This window comes from Dermatobacter hominis, assembly GCF_020715685.1.
In the GTDB taxonomy this organism is placed as follows: domain Bacteria; phylum Actinomycetota; class Acidimicrobiia; order Acidimicrobiales; family Microtrichaceae; genus Dermatobacter; species Dermatobacter hominis.
Window position 1 is genome coordinate 3,140,194 of record NZ_CP085840.1, and the last position, 12,513, is coordinate 3,152,706.

A 12,513-nucleotide genomic window follows, 5' to 3' on the forward strand; every position below is an offset into this window, starting at 1 on the left:
GGTCGCGCGCCCCGGGCCGGTCCTCCTACGCTCTCCGGCGGGAGAGGGAGGGAGGTCGAGGTGACGGACAACGAAGGGCGCGCCGCTCCGCCGGAGGGAGCGGCGCAACCGACCGTCCGCGGGACCGCTCGCGAACGGCTCCGCGACGCGGCGCGCCGCCTGATGACCGAGGCCACCCTCGACGACCTCACGTCGTTCATCACGGTGCGCCGCCTGACCGAGGACACGGGCCTGTCGAGCGGTGCGGTGTACTCCGCCTTCGCACCCGACTCCGGCGTGGGATCGCGCTCCCGCAGCGCGCCGCAGGCGGCGGGGCGCGCCGCGTTCTGGTCGCTGCATGCCGAGTCCGATTCGCTCGTGTCGTCGCTGCAGGGCCTGTTCGACTCGGCGATCGACGGTGCCGGGCTCGAGGGGCTCGAGCTGCTCGAGGGCGTCGCCGAGCTCCTGACGGGACCGATCACCGACGCCGCCCGCGGGACCGACGGCGAGGGCGGGTGGAGCTACACGCAGCTGTTCCTCGGTGGCGCGGTGGCGCTCAACGACCGCGAGGTCGCCTCGTTCCTGGGCCGGTCGTACGAGGGCTACGACCGGGCCTACATCCCCGGCCTCGAGGTCCTGCTGCGGCTCGCCGGCCGCGAGCTCGTCGACGGCGTCGACCTGCGGCAGTTCGCCCAGATGCTCGTCACCGCCGCCGACGGCTGCGCGCTGCGGCTGCGCGTCGACCCCGACCTCGACCCGGCGATCGTCCGCCAGATGTACCTGGCGGTGTGGATCGCGATGACGCGCCGCGCCGACGTCCGGGACGACCAGCTCGGGCACCGGCTCGCCATCGCCGGCCAGCGCCCGCTCGACGACGAGCAGCAGGACGCGGTCCGCCGTGCCGTGCTGCGGGTGCACGGCCGGGCGGGCTGGCCCGCGGTCACGCTGGCCAAGGTCGCCCAGCTGTCGGGCGTGTCCGACGCCCGGCTCGCGGGCCGCTATCCGAGCCGCCACGACCTGGCCGTGATCGTCTGGGACGACGTCGTCGCCGGCGTCGAGCGGCGGGACGCGGCCCGCTCGGCCCTGCCGGCCGACATCCGGCTCGGGGCGCTGCTCGAGGACGTGTGCGACACGGCGTGCTCCCAGCGCGCGCTGATGGCCTCGCTGCTCATCGCCCACCTCAACTCGACCTCGGAGCAGATCGCCGACGCCGACGACCCCGGGTCGCACCGGATGGTCGAGCTCCTGGCGTCGTCGATCCTGGCCACGGCCGAGCACGGGGGCGTGGACCTCTCCGGCCCGTCGATCCCGACCGCGGCGGGCGACGGGTTCCGGGTGATGGCGCGGGCGACGCTCGACCTCGTGCTGCTGCGGTCGTCGACCTCGACGATGGCCGGCCACGAGATGGCGGCGCTGATCGTCGACGGCATGGTCGGCGCCGGCGTGGTGGTGGGTCCGCTGGAGTGACCGGCCGGCCGTCCCGGCCCGGTCGCGTCAGTAGCCGAGGTCCACGTCGACGAGCCCGACGAGCGGCTCGCCCGCGGCCCAGCGCCGCACGTTCTCGGTGATGCGGGCCGACAGCAGCGGGACCGCCATCTCGGGTGTGTTGCCCACGTGCGGGGTGATCGTGCAGTTCGGCAGCGTCCAGAGCGGGTGGCCGTCGGGCAGCGGCTCGGGGTCGGTCACGTCGAGCCCGGCGCCGGCGATCGTGCCGTCGCGCAGGGCGGCGACGAGGTCGTCGGTGACCACGTGGCCGCCGCGGGCGACGTTCACCAGGTGGCACCGTGGGCCCATCCGCTCGAGCAGCGCGGCGTCGACGATGCCGGTCGTCGCCGGGGTCAGGGCGAGCGCGAGCACCACGAGGTCGGCGTCGACCACTGCGTCGTGGAGGCCGTCGTCACCGATGACGTCGACCCCGGGCGCCGGTGGCGGGCCGTCGGGGCGGCGGCGCACGACCGTGGTCCGGCACTCGAACGGCGCCACCATGCGGAGGAACGACCGGGTGATCCCGCCGCCGCCGAGCACCACCAGCCGGGCGCGGTGCAGGTTGGTGCCGATCGTGCCGTGCTCGCGCCAGGTCGTGGCGCGGGCGTAGCGGTCGAGGCCCCGCAGCCCGGCCAGGCTCAGCGCGAGGGCCATCTCGGCCACGGGCTCGGCGTACACACCCTTGCCGCACGTCCACGTGCGGTCGCGGTCGAGCACGTCGACGTACGGCTCGATCCCGGCCCAGGGGAGCTGCACCCACCGGAGGTGGTCCCCGTGGTCCTCGAGCACCCGTCGCAGGCCGTCCGGGTCGTCAGGGGCGGCCCACAGGAGCGCGTCGGCCTCGTCGACCGGCACGACCGTCGCCCCGCCGGCCTCGACCGGGCCTCGGAGCCACCCCCGGATCCCCTCGGGCTCGATCGCCAGGCGTGGTCCGGTCGGGTCGGTCACGGCCTCCAGCACACCACACCACCGTCGCCGTGACCGGCGGGTGGCCCGCCGGACCCCCGAGCCCTGCGCCTGTTGGCGGATCTGGCCGCGGGAGTACACTGGCTGATTCCCCGTTTGCGGGTCCGACCCGCGGCAGGAGCACGTGTGGCGAACCATCCCGAGCTCGAAGCGGAACAGGCGTACGTCGACCACGCGTACGAGTGCCTGGAGCAGACCAAGCGGGCGGTCGAGGCCATGCGGGAGACCGTCGAGAGCGGTCCCGGCGGCACGTTCCAGCACCGCTACGAGCGCGACGTCGTGCACGACCGGGTCGAGGCTCGGCTCCAGCACCTCGAGGTCGGCGACCTCTCGCTGGTGTTCGGCCGCATCGACCTCGAACCCTCCGCGGCCGCCGAGCAGCCCGAGTCGGGCGACCGCTTCTACATCGGCCGGGTGGCCGTGGCCGACAAGCACCGTGACCCCGTCGTCGTCGACTGGCGGGCCCCGGTCGCCGAGTCCTTCTACCGGGCGACGGGCCGCGATCCCATGGGCCTGGTGCGTCGGCGCCACTTCGCCAGCCGGGGCCGCACGCTGCTCGGCATCGACGACGAGCTGTTCGGCGCGGCCAAGGACGCCCTCGACCGTGGCGAGGTGCAGGGCTATGGCGCGCTGATCTCGGCGCTCGAGGAGACCCGCTCCGGGAAGCTCTCCGACATCGTCGCCACCATCCAGGTGGAGCAGGACGTCATCATCCGCTCCGAGCTGCCCGGCGTGCTGGTCGTCCAGGGCGGTCCCGGCACCGGCAAGACGGTGGTGGCGCTGCACCGCGCCGCCTACCTGCTCTACAGCCACCGTTTCCCGCTCGAGGGCCAAGGCGTCCTCGTGGTCGGTCCGAACCGGGTCTTCCTGTCCTACATCGAGCAGGTGCTGCCGAGCCTGGGCGAGGCCGGCGTGCAGATCGCGACGCTCGGCGACCTCGTGCCGCACGTCCGGATCGCCGGCCACGACGACGAGGACACCGCCCGGGTCAAGGGCGACCTGCGCATGATCGACGTCGTCCGCCACGCCGTGCGCGACCGGGAGCGGCCGCTGCGCGAGCCGCTGCGGATCCCCTACGGCGTGCAGTGGCTGACGCTGTCGGTCGAGCGCTCCACCGACATCGTCCAGCAGGCCCGACGGCGCTTCCGGACCCACAACGCCGGGCGGAAGCTGGTCGAGCAGCTGTTCTGGGAGGCGCTGGCCGCGACCTCCCGCAACGAGGACCCGCCCGAGGTGGTGCGCGAGCGCCTGCGCAGCGACGTGGCGGTCCGCGAGGCGCTCGAGCGCATGTGGCCGGTGCTGACGCCGGCCGAGCTGCTCAACGACCTCTACGGCTCGCCCGGGCTGCTCAAGCTCGCCGCCAGCCGATACCTCGAGCCGAACGAGTGGAAGCTGCTGTCACGCCCCCGCGAGAGCGACGCCGCCGAGGTCGTGTTCACCAACCACGACGTGCCCGTGCTCGACGAGGCGCTGGAGCTCCTCGGCCCCCGGCCCCGTCACAAGGACGACGACGTCGTGCGCACCTACGGCCACATCGTGGTCGACGAGGCGCAGGACCTGTCACCCATGCAGCTGCGCGTCCTCGACCGCCGATCGCTCAACGGATCGATGACGATCGTCGGCGACATCGCCCAGTCGACCGGGGCGTGGGCCCACGACGACTGGGACTCGGTGCTCGAGCACCTGCCGTCCCGCCGGCCGCCGCGCCGGGCCGAGCTCACGGTCGGCTACCGCGTGCCGGGGCCGATCATGGAGCTGGCCGCCAGGGTGCTGCGGATCGCGGCGCCCGGCCTGCGGCCGCCGACGTCGATCCGCCACATGGGCGACGAGCCGATCATCAGCGGCTGCCGCGACGACGAGCTCGACCTCGAGGTGGCCGACGCCGTGCGCCGCGAGCTCAAGGCCGTCGGCTCGGGCAACGTCGCCGTCGTCGTGCCGGGCTCGCTCGCCGACCGGGTCGACATCGCCCTGGACGACGCCGGGATCGACCACGGCAAGGCGACCCGCCAGGGCCTCGACCGCCAGGTGACGATCGTGCCGACGTCGCTGGTCAAGGGGCTCGAGCTCGACTCGGTGATCGTCGTCGAGCCCGCAGCGATCCTCCGCGAGGAGGTCCGGGGTCCGCAGTCGCTCTACGTCGCGCTCACCCGGTCGACGAAGCGGCTGTCGATCGTGCACGCCGAGCCGCTGCCCGACGTCCTGCGCTGACCCCAGTTCCCCCGGCGCTCGCCGGCCGGATCGGCCCTCGCTGCGCTCGCGGTCGGATCGGCCCTCGCTGCGCTCAGGCCGTGACGAGGATGCGGTCCGAGGCGAACCGGCCGATGCCGACGTGCTTGCCGTCGATCTCGACGGTGGCCGTCCCGTCGGGCGACAGGGCGGTCAGCGTGCCGGTGTGGCCGGGCTGCAGCGAGTTCTCCTCGAGGAACGCCAGCAGGCCCGGCTCGAACTCGAGCTCCTCGGGGATGCGGCTGACCGTGAACGCGCCGCCGATGGCGACGTCGCTGAGCGCCCGGGTGTCGGGAGCGCGGTAGGCGGCGCCGGGGATCGGGTTGCCGTGCGGGCAGGTCGTCGGGTCGCCCAGCACGCGGGTGAGGGCCTGCTCGACCGGGTCCGAGATGACGTGCTCCCACTTGCCGGCCTCGGTGTGGGCGTCGGCCCACGACAGCCCGAGCATGTCGGTCAGGAACCGCTCGGCGAGCCGGTGGCGGCGGACGACGCGCTCGGCGAGCGTGCGACCGGTCGTGGTCAGCGTGATGTTCGCGCCCACGTCGATGAGCCCCTCGTGCTCCATGCGGCGGATCATCTCGGACACCGCCGGGCGCGACACCTCGAGGCGTTCGGCGATGCGCGCCTGGATGACGTCGATGTCGTCCTCCCGGAGCTCCCAGATGGCTTCGCAGTACTCCTCGAAAGCCGGGTGGAACTCCTTGGAGCGGCTGCCCTTGGCGTCGGTCGGCATGATCACGATCCTACTTCCGGGTCCCCGTCAGCGGTTGGTCGTCCGGTCAGGCCGCTGCGATCCGGTCGAGCTGCGGGCGGATCTGCTCGAGCGCCCACGGGATGGACAGCGGCGTCGGCGTGTTGAGGGCGACGGCGAGCGAGTAGTCCATGTCGACGACCGAGTCGGCCCGGACGGCCGGCAGCTCGTCCCAGCCGGCGATCGCCGAGGGGTCCGTGCCGTTGAGCAGGGCGAGGAGCAGGTCACCGTCGAGCATCCCGATCTGCTCGAAGCTGAGCTCCACCCGGCCCTGGTCGGCGTCGGCCTGGATCTCGTCGGGGATGACCAGGCCGAGCTGGCCGAACAGCACGTTGGCGCCGTCGTCGGGATCTCCGAGGACGTAGATGGCGTCGCCCGCGACGTAGTTCGCGAACGAGAAGGTCTTCCCCTCGAGCCCGGGCAGCGCGGTCGCGACCTCGGCCACCTGGCCGTCGACCTCGGCCACGACCTCCTCCGCGGTCTCCTCGTCGCCCAGCACGCGGCCGGCCACCTCGACCTGGTCCTGCCACTTGTCGACCTGCGAGTCCCCGAGGCTGGCGATCGTCGGAGCGATCGCGGCGAGCTTGTCGTAGTCGCCCTCGTCCTGGGCGAGGTAGCCGACGACGATGAGGTCGGGCTGCAGCGCGGCGATCTGCTCGTACGGGAGCGCCGAGGTCGCCGTCAGCTCCGTGGCGTCGGCGAGCCGGTCGCCCCGCCACGGGAACCCATCGGGCTGGCTGGGATCGGCGATGTAGCCGGCCGGCGTCACGCCCATGGCGAGCAGGGAGTCGGTCCAGCCGGTGTCGAGCGACACGATGCGGGTCGGCGCCGCGTCGACCGTCGTGGCGCCGTACCGGTGGTCGACGGTCACGGGGGAGGTCCTGTCGGCGGCGCCACTCTCCTCGGCCGTGGTCGTGGCGCCGCTCGAGTCGTCGTCGCCACCGCAGGCCGCCGCACCGAGCACGAGTGCGGCGAGGAGGGCGACGAACAGGGCGAGGCGGTCCCGTCCGGTGGCCCGGCGCCGGGCGCTCGGGCCGGGGGCGGGCGGGGTGGCGGCGGGCGGGGTGGCGGTCCGGGTCGGAATCGGGGACGTCGGCATGGTAGGCAAACCTAACAGCACATCATCGGCGAGGCACACGGTCGTCCATCCGGGCCGTCCCGCCCGGGCCCTCCCGGCCAGTGGGGCACGTACGGCGGGACCTCGGGGGGCAGGACCGGGCGCCGAGGGCTGGCTGTCAGGGGTCGACGGTAGGTTCCCGTCGTGGTGGACCAGGTCGCGCCAGCCGATCCCCTCGCCCCCGAACCGCTGGAGGGCCTCTCCGAACCCGTCCGGGCGTGGTTCGCCGCGTCCTTCCCCGAACCGACCGACGCCCAGGCCCGGGCGTGGCCCGCGATCGCAGCGGGCGAGCACACCCTCCTGTGCGCGCCGACCGGGTCGGGCAAGACGCTGGCCGCCTTCCTCTGGGCGCTCGACGACCTCGGTCGCACCCCGTCGCCGAACGCCGGCGTGCGGGTCGTCTACGTCTCGCCGCTGCGGGCGCTCGCGGTCGACGTCGACAAGAACCTGCGGGGCCCGCTGCGGGGCATCTCCCTGGCCGCGCAGCGGCTCGGCGTGCCGTTCGCCGAGCCGACCATCGGCGTCCGCACCGGCGACAGCTCGGCCCAGGAGCGGCGGCGCCTCGTCCGGCAGCCACCCGACATCCTGATCACCACCCCCGAGTCGCTCTACCTCATGCTCACGTCCCAGGCGCGCGACACGCTCGTCGGCGTCGAGCGCGTGATCGTCGACGAGATCCACGCGCTGGCGGCCACCAAGCGCGGCGCCCACCTCGCGCTCACGCTGGAGCGCCTCGAGCACCACACCCGGGCCTCGGGCCGCGAGCCCGACCCGGTCCGGGGCTCCGTCGTGCAGCGCATCGGGCTCTCGGCCACGCAGCGCCCGCTCGAGGTCGTCGCGGGCTACCTGACCGGCAACGAGATCGAGGCCGCCGGGACGGGCCCGGGCGACGACGCCCGGGTCGTGCCTCGACCGGTGCGCATCGTCGACGCCGGCATCCGCAAGGAGCTCGACCTGCAGGTCGTGGTCCCGGTCGACGACATGGGCGCGCTCGGCGAGGTGGCCCAGGGCCCCGACCCCGCGGTCCAGGGCGGGCCCGCCGCGGCCGGCCCGCCGCGCCGGTCGATCTGGCCGTCCATCCACCCGGTCCTGCTGGAGCTCGTCGAGCAGCACCGCTCGACGCTGGTGTTCGTCAACGCCCGACGGCTCGCCGAGCGCCTGGCCAGCCGCCTCAACGAGCTGGCCGCGGAGGAACCCGACGGCGACGGGACCGATGGGACTGAAGGGTCCGACGGGGCGCCGCCGGCCGACGGTGGGGTGCCGGCCGGCGGTCCGGCCCGGCGGGCCGCGCCCGCGTTCACGGGCGACGAGGCCTCGGGCCTGTCCGCCGCCGACTCGGGGCTCGAGCTGGTGAAGGCGCACCACGGATCGCTGTCGCGCGAGCGGCGCCTCCAGATCGAGGACGAGCTGAAGCGGGGCGACCTCCGAGGGCTGGTCGCCACCAGCTCGCTCGAGCTCGGCATCGACATGGGCGCCGTCGACCTCGTGGTCCAGGTCAGCTCGCCGGGCAGCGTGTCGGCCGGCCTCCAGCGCATCGGACGGGCCGGGCACCAGGTCGGCGCGCCGAGCCGCGGGCGGATCTTCCCCAAGCACCGGGCCGACCTGCTCGAGGCCGCGGTCGTCGTGCAGCGCATGAAGGAGGGCCTGATCGAGCCGACCTCGGTCCCGGCCAACCCGCTCGACGTCCTGGCCCAGCAGATGGTGGCGGCGTGCGCGCTCGACGAGTGGCCGGTCGACGACCTCTACGCCCTGTGCCGGGGGGCGGCCAACTTCACCGGCCTGTCCCGGGAGGTGTTCGAGGCCACGCTCGACATGCTCGCCGGCCGCTACCCGTCCGAGGAGTTCGCCGAGCTCCGACCCCGAGTGGTGTGGGACCGCCAGTCCGGCGTGGTGCGCGGCCGCTCCGGGGCCCAGCGGCTCGCCGTCACGTCCGGCGGCACGATCCCCGACCGCGGCCTGTACGGCGTCTTCCTGCCCGACGGCACGCGCGTCGGCGAGCTCGACGAGGAGATGGTGTACGAGTCGCGGGCCGGCGAGACGTTCCTCCTCGGGGCGTCGACGTGGCGGATCGAGGAGATCACCTTCGAGCGGGTGATCGTGACGCCGGCCCCGGGCCAGCCGGGAAAGATGCCGTTCTGGCACGGCGACGGGCCGGGGCGGTCGGCCGAGCTCGGGCGGGCGCTCGGCGAGTTCGTCCGGGAGGTGCGGGGGCTGCCGCCCTCCGCCGCGCTCGACCGCCTGCGCGAGGACCACGCCCTCGACGAGCGGGCGGCGCAGAACGTGGTCGGCTACCTCGACGAGCAGGCCGAGGCCACCGGCGTCGTGCCCGACGACCGGACGATCGTGGTCGAGCGCTTCCGCGACGAGATCGGCGACTGGCGCCTCTGCCTCCACTCGCCCTTCGGCGCCCGCGTCCACGCTCCGTGGGCCACCGTCATCCGGGCCCGGCTCGAGCAGCACTTCGCCGAGCAGGTGGGCGACGGGATGGGCGTCGAGGTGCTCTGGTCCGACGACGGCATCGTGATCCGGCTGCCCGAGTCCGCCGAGGACGTGCCGACCGACCTGCTCTTCGGCGACCCCGAGCAGGTCGACGCCGAGGTCGTGGCCACGCTGCCGGGCACGAGTGCGTTCGCGGCCCGGTTCCGCGAGTCCGCCGCCCGGGCCCTGCTGCTGCCCCGGCGACGACCCGACCGGCGCACGCCGCTGTGGCAGCAGCGCCAGCGGGCCGCCGACCTGCTGACGGTCGCGTCGAAGTACCCGGGGTTCCCGATCCTCCTCGAGGCCACCCGCGAGTGCTGCAACGACGTGTTCGACCTGCCCGCGCTGCGGCGGGTGCTGACCGAGGTGCGCAGCCGCCGGATCCGCGTGGTGCCGGTCGAGACCCAGCAGGCGTCGCCGTTCGCCCGGTCGCTGCTCTTCGGCTGGATCGCCGTCTACATGTACGAGGGCGACGCGCCGCTGGCCGAGCGGCGGGCCGCCGCGCTGGCGCTCGACCGCGAGCTGCTGCGCGACCTCCTCGGCACCGAGGAGCTCCGTTCGCTGCTCGACGCCGACGTGGTCGCGCAGGTCGAGCTCGAGCTGCAGCGGTTGACCCCCGAGCGGGCGGCGCGCGACGTCGACGAGGTCCACGACCTGCTCCGCGTGCTCGGTCCGCTGAGCCCCCTCGAGATCTCGGCGCGCGTCCGCGACGACGTCGTCGACCGCGTCCCCGACTGGATCCAGGAGCTGGTCGAGACCCGCCGCGCCATCCGCGTGGGCATGGGCGCGACCGGCGGCACGGGGCCGGGTGGCGAGGCCGAGCAGCGCGTGGCGGCGGCCGAGGACGCGGCGCGGCTGCGCGACGGGCTCGGGGTGGCGATCCCGGTCGGCCTCCCCACGGCCTTCACCGATCCGGTCGACACCCCGGTCCGTGACCTCGTCGAGCGCTTCGCCCGCACCCACGCGCCGTTCACCACGGCGCAGGTCGCGGGCCGCCTGGCGCTGTCGTCCGAGGTCGTGCGGGCGGTGCTCGGCGAGCTCGTCCGCGACGGCCGGGTCGCCGAGGGCGACTTCACGCCCGGGGGCACCGAGCGCGAGTGGTGCGACGCCGACGTGCTCCGGCAGCTGCGGCGGCGGTCGCTCGCCGCGCTCCGAGAGGAGATCGCGCCCGTCGAGTCGCCGGCGCTCGTGCGGTTCCTGCCGCGGTGGCAGTCGGTGGGGTCGCGGCGCCGCGGTCCCGACGCGCTGGCCGAGGCGGTGTCGCTCCTGCAGGGCGCGGCCCTGCCGGCCTCGGCGCTCGAGGCCGACGTGCTGAGCATCAGGGTCGGCGACTACTCGGCCGGCGACCTCGACATGCTCTGCGCCAGCGGCGAGCTGGTGTGGGCGGGGGCCGGGGCGCTGGGCGCCCACGACGGTCGGGTCCGCCTCGTGTGGCGCGACCAGGCACCGCTGCTCCTGGCCGACCCGGTCGATCCCGAGGAGGCGGGCACCGACGACCCGCACCACCACGCGCTCCGCCACCACCTCGCGGCGCGAGGCGCGTCGTTCTGGTCCGACCTGGTGGCGGCGGTCGCGGACCGCGACCTGCCGTACGACGACGAGACCGTGCTCGCCGCGCTGTGGGACCTGGTGTGGGCGGGCGAGGTCACGAACGACACCTTCGGCGCGCTGCGGGCCAAGGTCGCGGGCGGGACGTCGCGCCGCGCCTCGGGGGCCCGCTCCCGCCGCCCCGGCCCCAACCTGCGCCGGCTCAACCGCCTGGGGCCGCCTGCGGCGGCGGGCCGCTGGTCGCTCACCGCGCCGCTGCGAGCGCCCGTGCCCACCCCGACCGAGGCCACGACGGCCCGGGCGTTCCAGCTGCTCGACCGCTACGGGGTCCTGACCCGGGAGATGGCGCTCGCCGAGGGGCAGGCGGGCGGCTTCGCCGGTGTGTACCCGGTCCTGAAGCTGCTCGAGGAACGTGGCCAGGTCCGCCGCGGCTACTTCGTGGCCGGGCTCGGAGCAGCGCAGTTCGCGTCCCCCGGTGCCGTCGACCGGTTGCGGGCGGCCGGGCAGGACGACGTCGGATCGGTGCCCGACGGCTTCGACGACGACGGCGCCGACATCGGCGCGCGCACGCCGTTCGTGCCCGACCCCGATCGCTACGAGGCCGAGCTCGAGGGCGACGAGCCCGACGCCTGGGTGCTCGCCGCGGTCGACCCCGCCCAGCCGTTCGGCGCCGCGATCCCGTGGCCCGAGACCTCGGGCCACCCGGCCCGGGCCGTCGGGGCGTACGTCGTGCTCGTCGAGGGCGAGGCGTGCGCCTACGTCGAGAAGGGCGGGCGCAGCCTGCTCACGTTCCCCGCCGCCGAGGAGCACCCCGAGTGGGTCGCGACGCTGGCGACGCTCGTGCAGGGCGGGCGCGTGCGCCGGTTGCGCATCGAACAGGTCGACGGCGCGTCGGCCGCCAGCTCGCCGTGGGCGTCGGCGCTGCTCGGCGCCGGGTTCGTCGAGGGCTACAAGGGCCTGACGCTCGGCCGCTGACCGTCCTGCTCCCACCGGCGGGACCGACGACCCCGGGGCCGGGAGCAGCGCTCGCCGATCGTGGCCGGCGGTAGGGTCCGCGCCCGTGACCAGCACCAGCACCGACCGCAACCGCCGCTTCGAGGGGAAGGTCGTCTTCGTCACCGGGGTGGCCCGGGGGCAGGGGCGCAACCACGCCATCCGCTTCGCCCAGGAGGGTGCGCGCATCATCGGCGTCGACCTGTGCCACGACGTCGAGCACGCGCCGTACCCGCTCGCCACCCCCGAGGACCTCGCCGAGACCGTCCGTCGGGTCGAGTCGGCCGGCGGCGCGATGCACGCCGAGCAGGCCGACGTCCGCGACCTGCCGGCGTTGAAGGCGGCGGTGCGGGCCGGCATCGAGCGCTTCGGTCGACTCGACGTCATCCTCGCCAACGCCGGCACCTACGCGCCGCTGCCGGTCCAGTTCGTCTCCGACGAGGCCTGGAACGAGACCGTCGACATCAACCTCACCGGCGTGTTCCACGCGGTGAAGGCGGGGGTGCGCCAGCTGGTCGAGCAGAACGAGGGCGGCGCGATCGTGATGACCTCGTCGACCGCCGGGATCAAGGGGATGTACGGCTCCCCGGCGTACTCGGCGGCCAAGCACGGCGTCGTCGGGTTCATGCGCTCGCTGGCGCTGGAGCTGGCGCCCAACCAGATCCGCGTGAACTCGGTGCACCCGACGTCGGTGTACACGCCGATGATCATCAACGACGTGTTCCCCAAGCTCGTCGCCCCGGAGCACCCCGACCCGGGCGAGGACGAGGCCGCGGCGTTCCTCAAGGACATGCAGCCGATGGGCAACCCGTGGGTCGAGGTCGACGACGTCAGCAACGCCATCCTCTTCCTGTGCTCCGACGAGGCGCGCTACATCACGGGCACGACCCTCGCCGTCGACGCCGGGGCCCTCACGAAGTAGCGCGTCGCACCGGCGCTCGGCGCTCGTCGCCGACGACCGGCAGACGCG

7 protein-coding genes are annotated in these 12,513 nt (G+C 74.6%); 4 read left to right on the forward strand and 3 right to left on the reverse strand.

Annotated elements, in window-relative coordinates; translation table 11 throughout:
• The first annotated feature begins 60 nt into the window (after positions 1 to 60).
• On the forward strand, positions 61 to 1,446 hold the full coding sequence (locus LH044_RS14910; protein ID WP_227756378.1) for a TetR/AcrR family transcriptional regulator: 1,386 nt from the start codon (positions 61 to 63) through the stop codon (positions 1,444 to 1,446).
• A gap of 27 nt (positions 1,447 to 1,473) precedes the next feature.
• On the opposite strand, the gene LH044_RS14915 is transcribed toward LH044_RS14910, so the two are convergent.
• Complete coding sequence (locus LH044_RS14915) at positions 1,474 to 2,412, reverse strand: D-isomer specific 2-hydroxyacid dehydrogenase family protein (protein ID WP_227756379.1); 939 nt, start codon at positions 2,410 to 2,412, stop codon at positions 1,474 to 1,476.
• Between the two features lie 144 nt (positions 2,413 to 2,556).
• On the opposite strand from LH044_RS14915, the gene LH044_RS14920 reads away from it, so the two are divergent.
• On the forward strand, positions 2,557 to 4,638 hold the full coding sequence (locus tag LH044_RS14920) for a HelD family protein (protein ID WP_227756380.1): 2,082 nt from the start codon (positions 2,557 to 2,559) through the stop codon (positions 4,636 to 4,638).
• Positions 4,639 to 4,711: 73 nt separating this feature from the next.
• Here LH044_RS14920 and LH044_RS14925 read toward each other — a convergent pair whose 3' ends face one another.
• Together LH044_RS14925 and LH044_RS14930 are read right to left on the reverse strand one after the other, a co-directional pair.
• The gene (locus tag LH044_RS14925; protein ID WP_227756381.1) at positions 4,712 to 5,389 is read right to left on the reverse strand and encodes a metal-dependent transcriptional regulator; all 678 of its coding nucleotides are present in this window, start codon (positions 5,387 to 5,389) and stop codon (positions 4,712 to 4,714) included.
• Between the two features lie 46 nt (positions 5,390 to 5,435).
• Positions 5,436 to 6,506 (reverse strand): ABC transporter substrate-binding protein, encoded by a 1,071-nt coding sequence (locus LH044_RS14930; RefSeq protein ID WP_227756382.1) that lies wholly within the window; start codon positions 6,504 to 6,506, stop codon positions 5,436 to 5,438.
• 162 nt (positions 6,507 to 6,668) lie between these two features.
• Here LH044_RS14930 and LH044_RS14935 point away from each other — a divergent pair, with 162 nt between their 5' ends.
• Positions 6,669 to 11,525, forward strand: coding sequence for an Lhr family helicase (locus LH044_RS14935; protein WP_227756383.1), 4,857 nt, complete (start codon positions 6,669 to 6,671; stop codon positions 11,523 to 11,525).
• Positions 11,526 to 11,610: 85 nt separating this feature from the next.
• Positions 11,611 to 12,465, forward strand: a complete 855-nt coding sequence (locus LH044_RS14940) for a mycofactocin-coupled SDR family oxidoreductase (RefSeq protein WP_227756384.1) — start codon at positions 11,611 to 11,613, stop codon at positions 12,463 to 12,465.
• Positions 12,466 to 12,513: the final 48 nt, after the last annotated feature.